The organism is Enterovibrio baiacu (genome assembly GCF_004120195.1).
GTDB lineage: Bacteria > Pseudomonadota > Gammaproteobacteria > Enterobacterales > Vibrionaceae > Enterovibrio > Enterovibrio baiacui.
Window position 1 is genome coordinate 443,016 of record NZ_SCHN01000005.1, and the last position, 18,084, is coordinate 461,099.

An 18,084-nucleotide genomic window follows, 5' to 3' on the forward strand; every position below is an offset into this window, starting at 1 on the left:
TAGGGTTAAAGAAGATTCGTCGAGAAACATTAATGCAATTGTTTATTTTTTCCCAAAGTTGAAACGCGTTGCTTTATTGCAAATACTTTATCACTGCTTCATATGTGAGAAGTGGACATTATTCTTTTTTTCAATGGCTTAGCGACCGATATTTGTGTATATGATAAATTTTTGCTCGCGCAGTAATGTGCGAATTATTAGCTTCAAATTAGATACTTATACCCAAGCGATCTGAAGATGCCGGATTCAGCGAGCTTTACTGACGTTATGTTCAAGGCGTCCCTTTGTCGATGTAGTGCGCTCGTGACAACACCGAGCATGGCGTCAGTAAACTCGCCCGAAGGGAGGCCATCAGAGCATCTTCAAGTTGTTTGTGTATATATAACAACAGTAGAGACAAGGAGTCCTCATGTTTCTTGATTATTTCGCGCTAGGGTTACTCTTCTTCGTCGCGATCGTCTTTTTCTACGGCGTGATCGCCATTCACGACATCCCTTGTGAAATCGCAAAAAAACGCAACCATCCCCATTCAGACGCGATTCATTATGCTGGCTGGGTAAGCCTTTTTACCCTGCATGTTTTATGGCCATTTTTGTGGATATGGGCAACCATGTGGCAAGACGGAAGGGGCTGGGGATTTTCCAGTTTAGAACACAATCAAACCAAATTACTTGAACAGGTAAATGCCCTTTCAGAGCGCATCGATGCACTGGAAAAACAACAAATGACACACGCTTCTAAAAGTATTGTTTCTAATGACCTTGTTGCTAGCACGCCTGCAAATAATAAAGACGATGACAACCAAGGAGGAAACCAATAATGGATATCCTTCTGATCATGACGTACACGGCTTTATGTATTGTTATCTTTAAAGTCTTTCATATCCCGCTCACCAAATGGACAGTGCCAACGGCAGTGCTTGGGGGCATTGGCTTGGTCGGCACCTTGATTCTGCTGATGAACTACAACCACCCTTATACCCAGTTTGGTGGCAATGTGTTTGTCACCACGCCAATCATTCCGAATGTGCGTGGGCAAGTTGTCGATGTGCCCGTCAAACCCAATCAATTGCTGAAAGAGGGCGATGTCTTGTTCCAATTAGACACAACCCTCTTTGATGCACGCCTGTTGAATGCCAAAGCGGCGCTTGAGTCCGCGAAACAAATGTCTCTTGAACTCGATGCGGTTTATGAAACCGCAAAAGCTAACACGGCCAAAGCTATCGCTGATCGAGACCGCGCGAAGAAGGAATTTTCACGTTATCAGGCTGGCGCAAAGAAAGGCGCATTCACCGCAGCAAGCGTGGATAATCGCAGACAGCTTTATCTCGCCACAGAAGCCACACTTCGCGCTGCTCAATCACAAGAAGAAAAAGCGCGCTTTGCCGCACAATCTGAAATTGACGGTCAAAACACCCTCGTGGCACAAGCCCAAGCACAACTCGATCGTGCTCAGTTTGATCTCGACAGCGCCACAGTACGTGCACCGTCAGATGGCTATGTCACGCAAGTGACGCTGAGACCCGGCATGCTCGCCGTTCCAATGCCGTTAAGACCTGTGATGACCTTCATTCCGAAGGAATCAGAATTATTCGTCGGCGCATTTAGACAAAACAGTTTACTCCGCTTAGAGCCTGGCTTTGATGCGGAATTCATTTTCAAGGCGATTCCAGGAAAAGTTTTCCAAGGGGAAATTATGGAAGTGCTGCCCGCTATTGGTGAAAACCAAGTGCAGGCGCAAGGCACTTTGTATGGCAGCCAGTTGTTAGATAAACAAGGCCGCGCCTTGGTGACGCTCAAAATCAATGAAGACATGCGCCAATACGCCCTGCCCGATGGCACGAATGCGGAAATCGCCGTGTACTCAGACAGCATTGAGCACTTGGCTATCATGCGGAAAGTGCTGTTAAGAATGAAGAGTTGGCAGAACTACCTTTACTTGGATCACTAACACGCACTACAACAAAAAGAGGATCAGGAGAGACCCTGATCCTCTTTTTGTTTTTTTTCATCTTGATTGTCGTTGGCACTCGAGACACAGCGCGATGATTTAGCGCTCAGTGCGATCATTTAACGCTCAGTGCGAAGCATTTGTTTGGTTTGATTCATGGTGCGCGAGCCTGCGCCACCATAAGTGTTGATGTCAAAGCGGTTTGGAGAATAACCGCGGCGCATGCGGTAGTGCAGATCCAGCTTTCGCAAATCAATGCCGTGCGTATCGAAAAGGCGTTCAATCACGGTGTTAATTTCCGCTTGGGATGTGTTTTGTTCTCGCAGGAAGTAGTAAAGGTTCTCTGCGCGTGCTTGGTTCATCAGCGATACCTCCCTCAAATTGATGGTGAAATTGTAGTCTTTTCCATCGGCGAGATAATCGCCAATTCTGACAAATCACCCTTACTCATTGGTAATAATCCGTCTCCCTTTTTCTTTTTCCCCAAATTTGTTGTTTGCCGTGCAGCTTTTATATTGCCTGAACCGAATTTCATGGGTACTATCCCGCGACTTTTCGCCCGCAACGCCCAACGGGCAAGCGATGCGAAGGGGTTTTATGCCCAAACAACCTACGAAAATGACTGACATTTTCAAACACTAAGTGAAAGAGAACACTCTCCTTTCGCTGTATGAATGCTCCCGACACACGGGACTTGGAGTGGATAACACCAATGAAGAAATGGTCTGCGATTCTGGCCAGCGCTGCATGTGCAGTTGCTATGTTCACCACACCTGCGAAAGCAGAAAACGATCAACTGATTTTCGCGAACTGGGGACCTTACCTCTCCACCGAGTTGCTTGAGCAATTCACCCGCGAAACCGGCATCAAGGTGATTTACTCGACGTATGAGTCAAACGAAACCCTGTATGCAAAAATGAAGACGCACCCTGAAGGGTATGATCTTGTGGTGCCATCAACGTACTTCGTTGCCAAAATGCGTGATGAAGGTATGTTGCAGAAGCTTGACCTTTCTAAGTTGAACAACTTCAACGAGCTAGACAAAAACTACCTCGATAAGCCATTCGACCCAAACAATGACTACTCGATCCCTCACGTTATCGCGATGACAGGTCTGGCAGTTAACACCGACATGTACAACCCTGACGATTTCACCAGCTGGGCTGATTTGTGGAACCCAGAGTTGGAAGGTCAAATCATGCTGATGGACGACACACGTGAAGTCTTCCACATTGCATTGCGTAAACTTGGCTACTCAGGTAACTCGACCGATCCTAAGCAGATTGACGAAGCCTACGAAGAGTTGAAAAAACTGATGCCAAACGTACTGGTATTCAACTCTGACAACCCAGCAAACCCATACATGTCTGGCGAAGTGGGCCTTGGTATGTTGTGGAACGGTTCTGCGGCAGCCGCTCAACGCGAAGGCTTACCAATTGAATTGGTATGGCCAAAAGAAGGCGGCATCTTCTGGGTAGACAGCCTGTCTATTCCTAAGAACGCGAAGAACGTAGAAGCAGCGCACAAGATGATCGACTTCCTTCTGCGTCCAGAAGTGGCAGCGAAAATCAGTGCTGACACGGGTTACCTAACCGCCGTTGAGAAATCAAACTCTGCGTACAAAGACAACCCGACCCTGTTCCCACCACAAGAAGATCTCGACCGTGGTGAGTGGCAAGATGCTGTTGGCGACCTGACTGAGAAGTACGAAAACTACTTCCTACGTTTGAAGACTGGCGAGTAAGCTCGCGCTGTAAAAAAAACCGCTTAATTGAGCGGTTTTTTATTGCCTGCGGCATTCTATTCTACTCACGCCCTGTTACTTCAGTGCAGCCTCAATCCGCTCTCGATGTGTGTTGAGATACGCGATGTCATCCAAATAACTGAGGTGATGTCCATCCGCGATGTTGTCTGCAAAAGCGGCATTGCCCTTCTCGGCTTCTACCATCATGAAATCAACCAGCACTTGCAGGCGTTCAATCATGGCATCAACCAAGCCCGCTTTTTCTGGTGCCGATAATCCGTAGGCTTCACAGAACAATGCAGCGCGCTTAGCCTGTGTATTTATGTCACCCAACTTGTCGTATTCGTTGGTTTTGAACGGTGCCCAGCAATACACCGCATACGCCACATCCCAAAGTCTTGGCGCAGGGTGTGCGGTATCAAAGTCAAAGACTCCCACGACATGCTCACCGTCTAACGCCACGTTATAAGGCGCATAATCACCGTGGCAGATCACTTCAAAAAGTGGTCGAGGTGTCAGCATCCAAGGTAGGTGTTGTGCGGATTCAGACACGAGAAATAGTGCCGACACATCATGAAAATCACGCAGCAACGCACCCGCTGACATTAAAGCGGTATCTGTGCCTATCGCACCGACCAAGGGATAATTCGAGGTATCACCCTCGACAAAGCGCAATATCTCTTGTCCGCCTTCAATGCCGATAACCTCTGGGCAGGAATGAAATCCATTGTTATGAAGGAAAGTGAGGAGTTGATGAACAGAAGGCGACCATGCATTTAATGGCCTAAACACATGATCGCCTTGTTTGAAGATGGCGCTATCACGCCCGCCGTCTAATGTTTCCATATTTGCTAGACTATCGCCAAGTAGCTAAAACTTGGCGTATTTTCTAACATCCAGCAGTTGAATACTGCGAGTGAGCTTTTCTTTATGGGAATAGGATCACTGGATGGTCTCACCATTGATCGTTGCGGACACCAACTCGTTGACCTCTGTGAAAGTATTATTGCCTGATGTCGAATTCGTTTCCTCTCGAATCATTAACCCGTTACCCACCCCAATATTTTGAGTAAACACCGCGTTTGTTGATACGCCACCTTCGACAACATCAAAGGTTAACGTCATTAAACAGGTATTAAATTCACCCGCTGGAACGGTAATGGTTTCATTCTTTTCAAACGTAAAGGAAATATCGTACGTTGCCGTTTGCGTGCCATTGGTAAACACTGATACCGTCGGATACTCTCGCGTTTCTCCTGCACTCAAGTTGTAATCTAATTGGATACCATTGGGCTTGTAGATAATCTCTTCGCCATCAATAATCTGCCCAAGAGTGATAACCTGTTGTTGGCTCTCGTCAGACACAATGTAGACTTTATTCACCCCCGAATCGTCATACAACAAGACTTCACGTGCGTTTGTATAACCTTCGTAAGTGACTTGGCCGCTGACCACGTCTCGCTCAGTGTAATTCGGTCCGCTTTGTCCATTGACTACCCGAGTATTAACCATCGTTACATCCGCACCAATCGCATTAAGATCTGTATTAAAACATGCTGTGGCACTTGTGCTGTTTCCAGTATTGTTGCTACTGGTATCGCTTCCGCTGCCACCGCAACCATTCAACACCACTAACGCCACGCAAAAGAAAGACCTTTTCATAAACACCTCGAAAGACTGCAAAACATCCCTTTTCTTCTGCAATTCTACCGAGGCTCACACCTTTGCATCTGAATTCATAATGAGACAGGCTGTAAAAAATATTGGCTAAATAGCGGTGTATTTCCGAATAAAGTCATTGAGAATGTTGGCGCCAGTTTCTCCTCGTTGCTCTGCTTCCCAGCATTGATAAATTGCCGTTTCATGCTCGGCAATCAATAAAAATACGGCATGATAGTCGGCGGGAGCATCGTCTAGCCATTCGCGGTATTTCTGCTCCCAAGGTGCAACCCAATGTATCAATGTTTTTACCAATTCACTCCAGGGTAATGCTACCCATGCATGGGCATCTTCCTCACCTTTTCGCCGCATCTCTTCATCGTTTCGATCAAAGTTCACGCCGCGCGCTTTGAGCGTTTCTTCAAGCAAATCGGCCGTGAGTGCCTCGACAAGAATGAGCGCTTCCCAGAGCGCTTCTCGTGCATTTTCTGTCGCAACATTGGCAGAGGAATCTGAATAGTTATCTGCAAAGTAGGTGAAGAAAGAAATGCCATATACTTCCCCCTGATACGCACTGTGAATACGTTTTTCCATGGCAATCCCTCCACATAAAGACGCTAGAAGCCGACGCGATATTCCTTACTATCGTTCAAAGTGATAACGACATGCTTTTTCAAGCGCCAAATTCACCATTTTCTAGCAGAAATTCATTGATATAAGACACTGGCTCTATGAGTGCGAATATGGCCGAGTTCCCCAGCAGTATGGCGTTTCTTGGGTATACTCAAAGAAAACTAACCCCTTGATATCGAACCATCGGTAGGTGATTTTCGACAGGACGTAGAAATGACGCAACACACAGAGTTAAATGGAAAAAGTAGCCACTCCCCCATCCTTCTTGGCTATGTCATCGTAAACAAAGAGTTGATTGATAATGGAAAATCCATTGGGTATTTCTATCGTGAAGAGCCCGACAGCAATGAAGACAGCGGATGGCGATTTTTTACGGGTGAAGAAACCCAAGAGTTTGTAGATAATGCAGATAACTTCGTGCTGTATAGCGCGCCAAAACTGGCGGCGCTTCACCCTGAAATATTGCCCTTCTTGAGCTTGAAAGCCCCTGTCGAATTGGAATGGTTTGAAGATGCGTATGTGATTGTGGAAGAAGCGCTTTTGGATCAATAAAACTACCCAATCAGAAAAACAAAAAGGCCTGACTCCGATGGAATATCGAAATCAGGCCTTGCAATCCGCCTAACTGAAATGTCCAACGTTAAGGGAACACTTCAAATTGCTGGCGTTTTTCTCTTTAACCGCATCACTGCAAAACAACAATCAGCAGATTTTACCTGCACCGACTGCAATGTCAGTTTTGTTATCAATGGTTGCTTGCGCGGCGATTCGTAGGCCTTCTGCAATCACATCCAACGCCATGGTTGGTTGTTCGCCCGTTGTTGATTGTTCTGGCAACAATGGAATGTGAATAAAACCATGGCCAATGTTTGTATCACGCAGGTGATGCTGAACACCGTAAGCCAGGTGATTGCACACGAACGTACCGGCAGTGTTAGACACTTGGCAAGGGATCCCTTTCGCTTGCATCGCCGCGGTAATCGCTTTAATTGGCAAGGTAGAGAAATATGCATCTGGGCCATCTTCATAGATTGGCTCGTCGATAGGCTGGTTGCCACCGTTATCTGGAATGCGGAAATCATCAATATTGATCGCAACGCGTTCTGGCGTGATTGCGATGCGGCCACCGGCTTGACCAACAGTGATAACGAAATCTGGCTTGTGCGTTTCAATCGCTGCAATAACCGCATCAATGGCTTCATAACGCGTGACAGGCACTTCGCAAATGACTATTTCTCCGCCATCTAGCGTCACGCCATCCAGCTTTTTTACAGCTTCTAATGCAGGGTTAATGGCAGCGCCACCAAAAGGTTCAAAACCAGTAATCAGTACCTTTTTCATTGGGACTCTCAGAAAGCAAAGCTGTACATAATGAAGATGTTAAACGCGAGAATGATCATCGCGGGCGCAACTTGCATCAAAATAACATGGTGTTTGTTTTTCAGTTCAAGCAAGGCTGCTGGCACCACGTTAAAGTTTGCAGCCATTGGCGTCATTAGCGTACCGCAGTAACCAGAAAGCATACCCACCACACCGATGATTGCTGCATTGCCGCTGTATTCCATCACCAACAGTGGAATACCGATACCCGTCGTGATCACCGCAAAAGCGGCGAATGCATTGCCCATCACGACAGTGAAGATCATCATGCCCACACAGTAGGCAATCACGTTCACCAGCAACATGTTTTCAGGGATCATCATTTTGACGATTTGCGCGACGGTATCGCCCACACCTGCTTGGTTGAACAAGAAGCCCAATGCTGCAAGGAATTGCGAAAGAATGGCAGCCCAACCGATGGAATCAATCAAGCGACGGCCTTCATTCAAGCTGTGCATTGGCTTACTTTTGGTCAGTAGCAATGCCACGACGATGGATGCAATGGAGCTTAAACCTAGGCCCACCAGCGCACCGAGTGAGGTGAATTGGCTAATCGCAACCGTGCCTACAGGTACGATGGCCGCAGGAATGAAGAGTTTGTTTTTCAGCACAGACGCCGTTTTATGACGCTCTTCTTCAGACGTGGTGCCATAGTTGCCCACGCCCATAAAGCCGCCAGCCGCTAATGCCGTTAGCGCTAATACCATCAAACCGGTTACCCAGTTCGGGATCATTGCGCCAAAGATAAAGGTGATGCCGTAGATCATCCAGAACAGGCCGGAACCGATGCGTTTTGGGTTGTCTTTATCGAGGAAGCTTTGCAGGGAGAATGCCAGCAACAGCAAGCCTGTGGTTTGGTAAATGTATTCTAACATCGCTTACTGCCCTTCTTTTTGAACGTTTGCCGTTGCAGCAGCAGACGATGCATCCACTTTCAACAAACGGGCTTCCATGATTTTGCTGAAAATCACGAACACAACAAAAGAGGCAATCGCGGTCGGCAGTGCCCATAGCGCCATGGTTTCAAGTTTCACGTCCAATTGGTTATCCGTCATTACGCCTTTAATGAGCAAGATGCCGCCCGTACCAATAAACAACAGCTGACTAAAGAAGTTCGCGAAGTTTTCACTGGCCGCCGATAGCGCACGAATGCCTTGGCGTTTTTCATCAGACAAGTTTGGTGAGGCTTTCTCTGCAGCCGCTTCAGCCATAGGCGCAATCAGAGGACGGATCATGGATGGGTGACCACCAATGCTCAACCCCATGCCATTGGTCACTTTGCGAAGCAGCAGGTATGTCATCAAGATCTTGCTGACAGAGGCTTTTTTCATTGCGCCGATCAATGCTTCTGCACGTTGGCGAAGGCCATAGCGCTCAAGAATACCGATCATAGGGAGGATAAGAATGAACAGGGACATGTAGCGGTTCTGGGTAAAGGATTGACCTAAGATAGACAGAATGTCCATTACCGCGATGTCTGCGACCAAGCCAGTAGCAACACCCGCAACCAAAATTACCAACAAGGTGTTTAGCTTTAATGCTAAGCCCACCGTTATTATCACAATGCCAATCAATGGCCAAAAATCAATCATAAGGGCTCTCTACACGATCTGTAATTTTACGTGTTATCAGTGACTAAAAATTCAAAGATGACCCGAGTATACGTAAGCCCCTAAATCACCTCCAATTAGAGATTTTTGCGACCAAGAACAAGCATTTTTGTCGTAATGTCATTTAAGTTTCATTTGTTAAGTCGTTGTTTCCAAGTTGGCGGAGACGCTGTAAGCCTTATAAATTCTGTGTTGGCGTCAAATTCGTGGAAAATTGAGAATCCAATATGGCTAATCCATTGAATTTTCAGTTATGAAACAAAAATTCCTGAAAAATCCCGTTCTACTAGTATGCATCGCCAATACTTATCTATATCAGCGCCTGCTCAAAGGGTGGCGCTGAACGCGCAGCAGAACAGAAATGACCAGCAGGTAAGTCGAGGAAACGCGTTAGGCGGTATAAGAAATACAACGGTATGGACACCAGAAACAAAGCAGGACATTCATGAAAACGTTATATGGGATTGCGATAGCCGCCACCATGTTGTGGGCACTGCCGCAAACGGGCACAGCCTCTGCGAACACTCTTTCGAGCGATACGGAGATCCTGACGGCGTCAACCTCCACGAACATAACCATCACTCAGCCCAACGACGCACAGACAGACACAGCTCCCAAGACTGTCTCTCGCGTCAGCGATAAATCGTCCATTGATGCCGTTCGCAGCATTATCGCTTCATCATCATCGGCAGCGCGCTACTCCCGCTCTTCTATCGATGAGATTTTAGGCAAAAGCCAACGCCCGAAGACAGATACCCCCAAACCAAACGACAAAAAAACCGTGCTCATTAAACCACCAGAGCCAGTAGACACACCGAAAGTCGATTTGGTCAAAATAGATAAATCGATGCGAAAGATGTTTCTCCTCAAAGGAGACGAGGTAGTGGCTACCTATGGCATTGCGTTGGGCGCGAACCCCAAAGGCCATAAACTAAGAGAAGGTGACAAGCGCACACCTGAAGGCCGCTATACATTAGATTTGATTAACGAGCGCTCACGTTTTTACCGTTCAATTCGCATCAACTACCCGAGTAAAGAGGATCTCGCACGTGCTGAGCTATTAGGCTTTCCGCCAGGCGGTCAAATCATGATCCACGGACAAAAGAACGGTAATGGTCCTCACCCTAGCCTGAACCGAGGTAAGGACTGGACAGACGGTTGCGTTGCCATTTCAAATAAAGAGATGGATGAGTTCTTAGCATTGGTCAACATAGGCACACCCATAGAGATCGAATGGTAATGCTGACGCTGCACCGTCCGCCGGTGCAGCGTACACCAACTTTCCCCCCGCAATTTACCTTTTCATTTACAGCGCGATCCACTCGATGACATATGCCCGCGTCATCCGCCAAAATCACCCTGTATCCAACCAATTTCACTAAACATCGACTGCACACTTTCCCAGACGAGATGCTTATATTTGTTGACGCTTAATCTCAAATTTTCGGGTAACAAAAGTGTAATAGACGAAATATTGTCTCATTTTCGATATTGAATCCCATCGGCAGTGTCTGTCATCTGGCTGTAAGATAACTGTCATATTTCGATCCTACCTTCGTCGTGCGTACAGAAAACCACAACGATAAATATGTTGGTTTCCATCACAAGGAAAGGATATGGCACAGTTAGAAGCCGAAAATAAACAAACGGGTAAACGCGCTGACTTTATGGTCTGGATTAAGATCGTAGGTCTGGTTTATTTGTTACTTTTAGCCGTCGGCATGATTGGTTCAGGATTTAAATGGGCCACAGGCGGACAAGCGAAAGAACTTTTTGAATTTGCTTCAAACCCTTTTACTGCCCTCATTATCGGTACGGTATGTACTGCCCTCATTCAAAGTTCTAGTACTGTAACCTCCATCATCGTGGGCATGGTTGCGGGCGGTTTACCTCTCGCAACTGCAATCCCTATGGTCATGGGTGCTAACATCGGTACCACCATCACCAACACCCTGGTGAGCTTGGGCCACGTTCGTGACAAAGAAGAATTCAAGCGCGCTTTCTCAGCCGCCACGATTCACGATTTCTTCAACTTAATGGCAGTGGTTATCTTCTTGCCACTGGAAATCGCGACAGGCTTCTTGCAGAAAGTGAGTGCATGGATGGTGGCACCGCTGTCCGGTTCTGATGGCATGAGTTTGAGCGGTTTCAACTTCATGAAAGCCATCACCAAACCTGTGATCAACTCCGTGAAAGGCGCGTTAGAGTCACTGGGTGAACCGACTGGCGGCATCATCATGATTCTGCTGGGCATCACGTGTATCTTCATTTCCATCACCATCATCGGCAAGTTGCTGAAAGTGGCAATGGTTGGACGTGCTAAGCAGCTGCTTCACAATGCGATCGGTAAAGGCCCAGTTTCAGGCATTTTCTCCGGCACCTTGATGACGATTCTTGTGCAATCTAGCTCGACCACGACCAGCTTGGCGATTCCACTGGTTGGGTCAGGCGTGTTCAAGGTACGTGAGATTTATCCGTTCACCCTGGGTGCGAACATCGGTACCTGTGTAACCGCATTGCTGGCGGCAACCGCCGTGAGTGGTGAGTTGGCAGATGCTGCACTTCAAATATCACTGGTACACCTTGTCTATAATGTAATGGCCGTAGCAGTCATATTTGGTATTCCGTTTTTACGGGAGTTACCACTTAAAGGCGCCGCCTACATGGGCGATCTCGCAGCAAGAAGCAAGCTATATCCTTTGGCCTACATCGTGTTTGTGTTCTTCGTTGTCCCATTATTCCTAATCTTGCTTAGCTAGGAGGCCAAGATGCCAGATTCAAAATTATCGTACGACGAGTTAATGGAAGAAATCAGTCGTGCACGCAAGTTGCTTTCTGAGCTAGAAGCAGCGGCAAAGAAGAACAAAGAGAAGAAAGCAGAAGTAAAAGCAGAAATCGAGCGTGAACAACACTTGATGATTGATAACCTCGAAGCGGTTTACGAAGACACAGAACACAATGCGTCTAATCTTCAAACCTTTGCCAAGCTTGCAGCCAGCGAACTGAAAGCCTTGGTAGAAAAAATGCATAACAAAATGCATGACTAAGTCGGCCCAACCGACATAAGAAAGAGCAAAACAAAAAGCCCGGTGCACACATCCCCGCATCGGGCTTTTTCATTTCTATTCCTGTGTGTTTTCTCGCGTTTATCAGGCTTTAACGCATTAGAATGCTTCGTATATCACCACCAAACGCGTGCGTCACACCACATTGCGATTATTCGCAGACAAACACACCTTTGTGTTCCCACGCTTCTGGGGAAGATGCTGGACTGGTGTTCACCCACCATTTGGCTTGGTAAAGCTCGCCATCGAAAATCACTTGCTCGCCGCCGTTATAGGCTTTGCCTTGCGTCCATGGCACGGGCATTTTGCTCACTAGCGACCATGCATCACTGTTGTCAGGTTTTGCGCCCGTCACCCAGTAATTCGCCTGCCATACCAAACCGTTGTAACTCACTTTGTCACCACCCGTGTAAATACTGGCTGTGTCCCACGCAGGGAAGTTAACCGCTTCAGGGTCTGTGCCACACTGGTCACTTTGCTCAATCAAGTGGAAATCCAACAGCTGCTGATCAACCAGGTTACCGTCTTTATCTTTCACACGAGAAACCAGCATGTGGTGGCCTGCTGTCGCGTTCTCTAGCACCATATCAACGTAAGCGGTTGTGCCGTCTTTCAGTGCCAAGCGCTCGTTCGCCAGCGCTTCTTGTGCATGGTTATACACGGTCATTTCAACCGTTAGATCACCGGATGCCGTCACTGCAAGATCTAGCATGACGGGCTTACTGCCTATCATGTATTCTTTTTTCAGACCATCAATCGTGATGTTGTAGTCAGGCTCTGGTGAGGCAATCTCATAGCCCACTTCAACGCGCGCTAGCCCACTGCCAGCGTTCAGGTAAATCGGGTTTGCACCGTAAACAGGGACAAATTTACCTTTGCCATCAGGCTGACCCGCTTTGATCGCGTCATTGTTTGAATCGTTAATTTTGGCGGCAAGATCGTGCGACCAATTGTTCGCAATGCCTGCTTTTTCAGAATCGATTTCAAGGCGTGTGGTCAATTCAGGGCGCTCGCCTTCGTTGTCAAACACCCGGGTGAACACTTTGTCACCTTTCGCCAAATTCATGCCCGGGAAAATTTGTCCCGCCACTGACCACTCAGGTAATACAGGTTGGTCGCCATCGAACTGCACGTCGATCGCGTTATAGAACGCGGCTGCCGTATCGCCCACATCCCAGACGGCCAAAATAACGTGGTAACCCTCACGTACAGGCACATCACACGCGTGAAGGACCTGCTTAGGTGGCTTTTGCATGTTGCCTTCAACCACACAGAATGGGGTTAAATCGAGTTGGTTGCGTGAAAGCGGTTGATTGACGTTCCAGTTTGGCTTGGTGATGTAATATTTCCAGCTACGGGTAACGTGGTTTGCCGTAAAGGTCCACTCGAAGTTATTCATGCCCGCAGTAATAGGACGTTTCACCCAGCGCGATGCTGTTTGCTCGTCCAGCGGAGAGAATTGTATCAAGCCAGCACTTGCGAGTTTACCATCTTCAGGGCCTAACTCAGGGAAACCTTCTGGGCCTTCAACGCTCTGAGGCTCCCATTGTACTTGTCCGCAGTTCGCGTTTTGTTCGCCAGTGTCAGCCGTTGGTGCTTTACACAACGCAGCACGACCCGCAGCAACGCCGCCGTCATACGCGCTGATATAGCCATGAGACATTGCGCCCGCACTAAACAATGCAGCCGAAAGGGGAAGAAGAGTCGATCGTAGTTTGAGCATGTTTGAACTTCCTGCGTGTTTTTAGATTCACCCACAGCACGGACAAACGGCGCAACGGAACATTTTCTCTAGGACTCGTTTTTTGTTGAACGTCGCTTTCTACGAAAACGCGTCTTAACGAGCAGGTTCTTCATGAACCCAGAAAATGGCGGCCCCGCTGTCATAAGCTGTTACCTCTTGTTGGGTAATTGCCCTTAGACCGGAAGCTTTGCGTCCTGCTTTTTCAAGCAGTTTGCCGATGAATGTGGAACGGCCGCAAGAGTATTCAGAAAATGCGTCGAGACAAACATTTACTGCATTTAAACGGCGAATAGATCCATTTATGTGATTTATATCACATAAATTGCGAGTGGGGAAAATGCGCATTGATGCCCTTTTAAGCAGCATGGCGGCATTTCATACCGTATTGATTATAAAAGAAAAAGCCAGACATACTGGACAGCATGTCTGGCTTTCTATTGTTTCAGTGTATTGCCGAGTTCATTGACGCATGACATTTATACCCGCGGCCATTACAGCCAACGTTCCATACGGAGCAATGTCCACGCTTCTCCGTTAAAGAAACGCGTTTTGGTGTGGTCAGGCAATACGACAAACCCCAAAGAGGAATAGCAGGAAATCGCCGCCGCATTGTGCGCAAATACCGCCAATGACGCTTTATACACGTTCGGAATCACCCTTACTTTTTCCAACGCCAAAGCGACCAATTGGTGCCCTAACCCCTTTCCTCGTTGTGTCGGTGACGCAATGAGTACGCGACACAAACGGTACTCATTGTCAGACACACGAAACAGCTCGATATAGCCGACCGCTTCTTGATTGTGTTTAACCAAGTATGGGGTGACTTCTTCACGCGCAATATGCGTAGTGATCTGCTCGGGCGTCAGTGGGAAAGCAAACGCTGGCCCTCCCCACTGAAAATTTGCCGTCGCATCAGGGATCCACGCACAAAGCTGTGCCGCATCGTTGTTACCGAAGGGCACAAGCTCCATTATGCTGGCTTCTCACTACCGGAGAGATCGTCCTTATCGTCAACCACTTCATCCAATGGATGCTCAACAAAGCTGTCAAGGTAATCTTTCGGCGGCGGCGTCCACTCACGTTCAGTCAATGCATGGCGATCCATACGGTCTTCATCCATGGCATCGCGAATGGTCTCCTCCAACTGAATAAACAAATGTTGGTAGTGATTATCATACGATTGGGTTTCTTCACCGCCCATCCAAGACTGATACAGCATTTCAGAACTGCTATTTTCCAAACGAAGATACTTGGCTTTTTGCTGCTCAACCAAAAACGGGTGTACACCCAAACAACGCAGAGACGTCGCGCCTACTTCAATTGCAGAGTGGAATGTCTCCTTCTCAACGTAATCCGCACCGGCTTCACGCAGCATGTAAGAATGCCCACGGTCAAAGGCGCGCGCGATGATCTTCACATGTGGATAGGTGTGTTTTACATATCTCACCAATTCGGTCGTGGTTTCTTGATTGTCCATAGACACCACCAGCAATGATGCCTCTTCAATGCCCGCGGTATGCAGCAAATCAGGACGTGTTGCATCACCAAAGTAACTCTTGATGTTAATTTGACGAAGGTTTTCCACTTGAGTGGCTTCGTAATCAAGGACCACCGTTTTTACGCCGTTTGCCGTCAGCAAGCGGTTTACCACCTGACCAAAGCGACCAACACCCGCAATAATAGCGGTGCCTTGCTCATCAATTTCATCCGCTTCGCGATCGTTCGAGGCTTTCTCGTAGCGTGGCAAGATGACCTTGTCATACAAGATGAACAGCCCAGGCGTGAGGAACATAGAGATTGCGACCACGAGTGACAGCAACTGCGCGATATCCATCGGCAACACGTGGTTTTGAGTTGTAAAACTCAGTAGAACAAAACCAAACTCACCCGCTTGCGCAAGGCTCAATGCGAACAACCAACGGCTGCTGCCTTTGATTTTGAAAATAAAGCTGAGTAGCAACAAAATGAGGGCTTTCAGCACCATCAACCCAATAGTGAGGCCGATGATCAAGAAGAAGTCTTCAAACAGAATGCCAAAGTTGATGCCTGCACCGACCGTGATGAAGAAGAGGCCTAACAACAGCCCTTTAAACGGCTCGATGTTGGATTCCAACTCGTGACGGAATTCGCTGTTCGCCAAGATCACGCCCGCAAGAAACGTACCCAGCGCTGGCGACAAACCCACAAGGCTCATCAAGGCTGCAATACCTATGACCAGCATCAATGCGGTTGCTGTGAAAATTTCACGCAGGCCAGAGCTCGCCACAAAACGGAACAATGGACGGCTCAAGAAGTGTCCGCCAACCACAACGCCCGCAATGGTGGCTGTGATCACTAGGCCCATGGCCCAGCCCGGCAGACCCGCGACCAAGCTCATTTCTTCATGATGCTCAGCGGCACTCGCTGCTGCTGTTTGTGCCGCAGCCACCAACTCAGGCAGCGCGAGTAGCGGTATAAACGCCAACATCGGGATCACTGCAATATCTTGGAACAAAAGAACCGAGAACGCGTTGCGTCCGCCTTCTGTTTTGGTCAGCCCTTTTTCATTAAAGGTTTGAAGCACGATGGCCGTTGAAGACAGTGCGAAGATCAAACCAATCGCCAGCGCGATGCTCCATTGCAAACCAAATACAAGCGCTATGGCCATGACCGCCACTGTCGTTAATCCGACCTGTAAGCCGCCCAATCCCATTAAGCGATTACGCATCGCCCACAGCATTTTTGGTTCAAGTTCCAAGCCGACCAAAAACAGCATCATCACCACACCGAATTCAGCGAAATGTTGAATGGTGGTGGTTTCGTCGCCCACAAGGCCAACTACAGGGCCAATCACCACACCTGCGATGAGATAACCCAGCACCGAGCCTAAACCCAAACGCTTTGCGATTGGCACAGCAATAACAGCAGCGACCAGATAGATGAACGCTTGCAGAAAAATACCCGTCATGATGTTGCTCCTTTCATCATGGTGCTGAGGTTAGCCGCCGTCACTTTTTCGCGTGTCGCAACCACATCAAGATCTAATGTGTCATTTACCAAGGCTGATAACAGTTGACGATACCCTTCGGTATGGCTCGCCACTTTTCCATCTTCCACCGCGGTACGCGCGCCAAACAAGGAGTACGGTGCCATGTAGCGCATGCCAACAAGGTTCGACATCTGCTCTAGCGGATGCAACAGTTCGCGGATTTTAAAGTGGTTGTAACCGTCGGCTTTGTAGAACTCTTCTTTACCACCGGCAGAAATCGCACACATAAAGGTTTTACCGTGAAGTGCCGTGCCTTTTGAGCCATACGCGAACCCGTATTCCAGCACCAAATCCTGCCACTCTTTCAAAATGGAAGGCGTTGAATACCAGTAAAGTGGGAATTGAAAGATCACGATATCGTTGGCCAGCAAACGCTTCTGCTCGCGGTCAATATCGATATGTAAAGTCGGGTAATCAGCGTAAAGGTCGACAGCAGTGACGCCCTCAATTTGCTTGGCAGCAGCATAGAGAGGCGCGTTCACTTCCGAACGGCGCAACGAAGGATGCGCAAATAACACCAGCACCTTCTTCGGTGTGGTGCTAACGTCATTGTTTTTATCGTTTTCCATGGTTTGTCCTTTTGACATCACGATAGATGTTTTTCTATCCCGCAAAAATTGCGCGTGAAAAACAACGCTGTGATAAGGGGTTAGCTAGACCCCATACTCTTCAGTCCAGTCTCTCAGCTTTTCCAACACACACAGTGCAGAGCGGCCAAAATCCGTAATTTCATAACTTACTGCGATTGGGCGCGTACTCAGTACGTTGCGATTGACCAAGCCATACTGCTCCATTTCCTTGAGCCGTTGGTCGACCATTTTTTTACTCGCGCCGCCCAATTGCCGACAAAGGTCGTTAAATCTCACGGGTTCATCTTTTAGATGCCACAAGATCGACGCCTTCCATTTCCCACCGATGATCCGCATGCCTCGCTCAATGGGGCATGGCTCTAAACAAGCAGCAGGTTTGCCGTTAGTGCTAGCCTTATTCTCCGCTTTCTTTGCGTTTTCCATTGTTCTCATGCCTACCCGCTCTTGTTACATCAAGTGACGTGACCAACATGGAGTCACCTTAAGTAACCTGGTTAACATAGGTAACCAATGTTAACAAAGTGGCTGTTTAATTTTCAACCACATCAAGTACCAGCAAGTGTGAGCGCATTGACTCACTAAAAGCAGATAGCAGTAATAAAGTCAGAGCGTTATATCGGTTTTTTGAAAAGTATGTCGTCGCAAAATTGGGACTACTAAAAAAAGAGCTAATTTAGGGTT

At 47.8% G+C, this 18,084-nt stretch carries 20 protein-coding genes and 1 riboswitch; of the genes, 7 read left to right on the forward strand and 13 right to left on the reverse strand.

Translation table 11 applies throughout. The annotated features are described in order from the left end of the window. The first annotated feature begins 409 nt into the window (after positions 1 to 409). Positions 410 to 820, forward strand: a complete 411-nt coding sequence (locus tag EQP46_RS02255; protein ID WP_129492092.1) for a DUF3302 domain-containing protein — start codon at positions 410 to 412, stop codon at positions 818 to 820. Beyond that, the gene (locus EQP46_RS02260) at positions 820 to 1,950 is read left to right on the forward strand and encodes an HlyD family secretion protein (protein ID WP_129492093.1); all 1,131 of its coding nucleotides are present in this window, start codon (positions 820 to 822) and stop codon (positions 1,948 to 1,950) included. The genes EQP46_RS02255 and EQP46_RS02260 overlap by 1 nt, the downstream gene beginning before the upstream one ends. Before the next feature lie 119 nt (positions 1,951 to 2,069). Here the strand turns inward: EQP46_RS02260 and EQP46_RS02265 are convergent, their stop codons facing one another. Both EQP46_RS02265 and EQP46_RS24065 read right to left on the reverse strand, forming a co-directional pair. Beyond that, positions 2,070 to 2,312 carry a hypothetical protein gene (locus EQP46_RS02265; protein WP_129492094.1) on the reverse strand — a complete coding sequence of 81 codons (243 nt, stop codon included), beginning with the start codon at positions 2,310 to 2,312 and terminating at the stop codon, positions 2,070 to 2,072. 14 nt (positions 2,313 to 2,326) lie between these two features. Beyond that, on the reverse strand, positions 2,327 to 2,485 hold the full coding sequence (locus EQP46_RS24065) for a hypothetical protein (RefSeq protein ID WP_161972834.1): 159 nt from the start codon (positions 2,483 to 2,485) through the stop codon (positions 2,327 to 2,329). A gap of 177 nt (positions 2,486 to 2,662) precedes the next feature. Between EQP46_RS24065 and EQP46_RS02270 the strand changes: the two genes are divergently transcribed. Beyond that, on the forward strand, positions 2,663 to 3,694 hold the full coding sequence (locus EQP46_RS02270; RefSeq protein ID WP_129492095.1) for an extracellular solute-binding protein: 1,032 nt from the start codon (positions 2,663 to 2,665) through the stop codon (positions 3,692 to 3,694). Positions 3,695 to 3,769: 75 nt separating this feature from the next. Here EQP46_RS02270 and EQP46_RS02275 read toward each other — a convergent pair whose 3' ends face one another. The 3 genes from EQP46_RS02275 to EQP46_RS02285 all read right to left on the reverse strand — a co-directional run bounded on the left by EQP46_RS02275 (position 3,770) and on the right by EQP46_RS02285 (position 5,947). After that, positions 3,770 to 4,540, reverse strand: a complete 771-nt coding sequence (locus tag EQP46_RS02275) for a phosphotransferase (protein ID WP_129492096.1) — start codon at positions 4,538 to 4,540, stop codon at positions 3,770 to 3,772. Positions 4,541 to 4,636: 96 nt separating this feature from the next. After that, positions 4,637 to 5,356: a DUF3108 domain-containing protein gene (locus tag EQP46_RS02280; protein ID WP_129492097.1), complete on the reverse strand. Its 720-nt coding sequence runs from the start codon at positions 5,354 to 5,356 to the stop codon at positions 4,637 to 4,639. Positions 5,357 to 5,461: 105 nt separating this feature from the next. After that, a complete protein-coding gene (locus EQP46_RS02285) occupies positions 5,462 to 5,947 on the reverse strand; it encodes a hypothetical protein (protein WP_129492098.1) in 486 nt (161 codons plus the stop codon). 252 nt (positions 5,948 to 6,199) lie between these two features. Between EQP46_RS02285 and EQP46_RS02290 the strand changes: the two genes are divergently transcribed. Beyond that, positions 6,200 to 6,538: a DUF2185 domain-containing protein gene (locus EQP46_RS02290; protein ID WP_129492099.1), complete on the forward strand. Its 339-nt coding sequence runs from the start codon at positions 6,200 to 6,202 to the stop codon at positions 6,536 to 6,538. A 150-nt stretch (positions 6,539 to 6,688) separates the two neighbouring features. On the opposite strand, the gene pcp is transcribed toward EQP46_RS02290, so the two are convergent. From pcp to EQP46_RS02305, 3 genes are read right to left on the reverse strand one after another with little or no spacing between them, the layout of a single operon-like run. After that, entirely contained in the window at positions 6,689 to 7,327 is a 639-nt protein-coding gene (gene pcp, locus EQP46_RS02295; protein WP_129492100.1) for a pyroglutamyl-peptidase I, read from the reverse strand. An 8-nt stretch (positions 7,328 to 7,335) separates the two neighbouring features. Further along, the gene (locus EQP46_RS02300; RefSeq protein WP_129492101.1) at positions 7,336 to 8,241 is read right to left on the reverse strand and encodes a DUF979 domain-containing protein; all 906 of its coding nucleotides are present in this window, start codon (positions 8,239 to 8,241) and stop codon (positions 7,336 to 7,338) included. 3 nt (positions 8,242 to 8,244) lie between these two features. Beyond that, positions 8,245 to 8,958: a DUF969 domain-containing protein gene (locus EQP46_RS02305; RefSeq protein ID WP_129492102.1), complete on the reverse strand. Its 714-nt coding sequence runs from the start codon at positions 8,956 to 8,958 to the stop codon at positions 8,245 to 8,247. A gap of 463 nt (positions 8,959 to 9,421) precedes the next feature. On the opposite strand from EQP46_RS02305, the gene EQP46_RS02310 reads away from it, so the two are divergent. The 3 genes from EQP46_RS02310 to EQP46_RS02320 all read left to right on the forward strand — a co-directional run bounded on the left by EQP46_RS02310 (position 9,422) and on the right by EQP46_RS02320 (position 12,023). Then, positions 9,422 to 10,216 (forward strand): L,D-transpeptidase family protein, encoded by a 795-nt coding sequence (locus EQP46_RS02310; RefSeq protein WP_129492103.1) that lies wholly within the window; start codon positions 9,422 to 9,424, stop codon positions 10,214 to 10,216. Between the two features lie 376 nt (positions 10,217 to 10,592). Continuing rightward, positions 10,593 to 11,735, forward strand: a complete 1,143-nt coding sequence (locus tag EQP46_RS02315; RefSeq protein ID WP_129492104.1) for a Na/Pi symporter — start codon at positions 10,593 to 10,595, stop codon at positions 11,733 to 11,735. Between the two features lie 9 nt (positions 11,736 to 11,744). Further along, positions 11,745 to 12,023, forward strand: a complete 279-nt coding sequence (locus EQP46_RS02320; RefSeq protein ID WP_017011428.1) for a hypothetical protein — start codon at positions 11,745 to 11,747, stop codon at positions 12,021 to 12,023. A gap of 169 nt (positions 12,024 to 12,192) precedes the next feature. Here EQP46_RS02320 and gbpA read toward each other — a convergent pair whose 3' ends face one another. The 5 genes from gbpA to EQP46_RS02345 all read right to left on the reverse strand — a co-directional run bounded on the left by gbpA (position 12,193) and on the right by EQP46_RS02345 (position 17,826). Next, the gene (gbpA, locus tag EQP46_RS02325; RefSeq protein ID WP_129492105.1) at positions 12,193 to 13,764 is read right to left on the reverse strand and encodes an N-acetylglucosamine-binding protein GbpA; all 1,572 of its coding nucleotides are present in this window, start codon (positions 13,762 to 13,764) and stop codon (positions 12,193 to 12,195) included. A gap of 144 nt (positions 13,765 to 13,908) precedes the next feature. Beyond that, a riboswitch (cyclic di-GMP riboswitch) is annotated at positions 13,909 to 14,011 on the reverse strand. Positions 14,012 to 14,276: 265 nt separating this feature from the next. Further along, positions 14,277 to 14,756 carry a GNAT family N-acetyltransferase gene (locus tag EQP46_RS02330; protein ID WP_129492106.1) on the reverse strand — a complete coding sequence of 160 codons (480 nt, stop codon included), beginning with the start codon at positions 14,754 to 14,756 and terminating at the stop codon, positions 14,277 to 14,279. Then, entirely contained in the window at positions 14,756 to 16,732 is a 1,977-nt protein-coding gene (locus EQP46_RS02335) for a monovalent cation:proton antiporter-2 (CPA2) family protein (RefSeq protein ID WP_129492107.1), read from the reverse strand. Before EQP46_RS02335 ends, EQP46_RS02330 begins: the two co-directional genes overlap by 1 nt. Beyond that, entirely contained in the window at positions 16,729 to 17,382 is a 654-nt protein-coding gene (locus EQP46_RS02340; RefSeq protein ID WP_129492108.1) for an NAD(P)H-dependent oxidoreductase, read from the reverse strand. The genes EQP46_RS02335 and EQP46_RS02340 overlap by 4 nt, the downstream gene beginning before the upstream one ends. An 84-nt stretch (positions 17,383 to 17,466) precedes the next feature. Next, complete coding sequence (locus EQP46_RS02345) at positions 17,467 to 17,826, reverse strand: winged helix-turn-helix transcriptional regulator (protein ID WP_102316886.1); 360 nt, start codon at positions 17,824 to 17,826, stop codon at positions 17,467 to 17,469. Between the last annotated feature and the right edge of the window lie 258 nt (positions 17,827 to 18,084).

Excerpts from the sequence above, each read along its gene's own strand:
- EQP46_RS02260 (WP_129492093.1), top strand. The coding sequence starts at position 820 with ATGGATATCCTTCTGATCATGACGTACACGGCTTTATGTATTGTTATC.
- EQP46_RS02340 (WP_129492108.1), bottom strand. The coding sequence starts at position 17,382 with ATGGAAAACGATAAAAACAATGACGTTAGCACCACACCGAAGAAGGTG.
- EQP46_RS02300 (WP_129492101.1), bottom strand. The coding sequence starts at position 8,241 with ATGTTAGAATACATTTACCAAACCACAGGCTTGCTGTTGCTGGCATTC.
- EQP46_RS02285 (WP_129492098.1), bottom strand. The coding sequence starts at position 5,947 with ATGGAAAAACGTATTCACAGTGCGTATCAGGGGGAAGTATATGGCATT.
- EQP46_RS02255 (WP_129492092.1), top strand. The coding sequence starts at position 410 with ATGTTTCTTGATTATTTCGCGCTAGGGTTACTCTTCTTCGTCGCGATC.
- EQP46_RS02345 (WP_102316886.1), bottom strand. The coding sequence starts at position 17,826 with ATGGAAAACGCAAAGAAAGCGGAGAATAAGGCTAGCACTAACGGCAAA.
- EQP46_RS02275 (WP_129492096.1), bottom strand. The coding sequence starts at position 4,540 with ATGGAAACATTAGACGGCGGGCGTGATAGCGCCATCTTCAAACAAGGC.
- EQP46_RS02270 (WP_129492095.1), top strand. The coding sequence starts at position 2,663 with ATGAAGAAATGGTCTGCGATTCTGGCCAGCGCTGCATGTGCAGTTGCT.
- EQP46_RS02320 (WP_017011428.1), top strand. The coding sequence starts at position 11,745 with ATGCCAGATTCAAAATTATCGTACGACGAGTTAATGGAAGAAATCAGT.
- EQP46_RS24065 (WP_161972834.1), bottom strand. The coding sequence starts at position 2,485 with ATGAAATTCGGTTCAGGCAATATAAAAGCTGCACGGCAAACAACAAAT.
- EQP46_RS02315 (WP_129492104.1), top strand. The coding sequence starts at position 10,593 with ATGGCACAGTTAGAAGCCGAAAATAAACAAACGGGTAAACGCGCTGAC.
- EQP46_RS02265 (WP_129492094.1), bottom strand. The coding sequence starts at position 2,312 with ATGAACCAAGCACGCGCAGAGAACCTTTACTACTTCCTGCGAGAACAA.
- EQP46_RS02280 (WP_129492097.1), bottom strand. The coding sequence starts at position 5,356 with ATGAAAAGGTCTTTCTTTTGCGTGGCGTTAGTGGTGTTGAATGGTTGC.
- EQP46_RS02310 (WP_129492103.1), top strand. The coding sequence starts at position 9,422 with ATGAAAACGTTATATGGGATTGCGATAGCCGCCACCATGTTGTGGGCA.
- EQP46_RS02290 (WP_129492099.1), top strand. The coding sequence starts at position 6,200 with ATGACGCAACACACAGAGTTAAATGGAAAAAGTAGCCACTCCCCCATC.
- EQP46_RS02305 (WP_129492102.1), bottom strand. The coding sequence starts at position 8,958 with ATGATTGATTTTTGGCCATTGATTGGCATTGTGATAATAACGGTGGGC.
- gbpA (WP_129492105.1), bottom strand. The coding sequence starts at position 13,764 with ATGCTCAAACTACGATCGACTCTTCTTCCCCTTTCGGCTGCATTGTTT.
- EQP46_RS02330 (WP_129492106.1), bottom strand. The coding sequence starts at position 14,756 with ATGGAGCTTGTGCCCTTCGGTAACAACGATGCGGCACAGCTTTGTGCG.
- EQP46_RS02335 (WP_129492107.1), bottom strand. The coding sequence starts at position 16,732 with ATGACGGGTATTTTTCTGCAAGCGTTCATCTATCTGGTCGCTGCTGTT.
- pcp (WP_129492100.1), bottom strand. The coding sequence starts at position 7,327 with ATGAAAAAGGTACTGATTACTGGTTTTGAACCTTTTGGTGGCGCTGCC.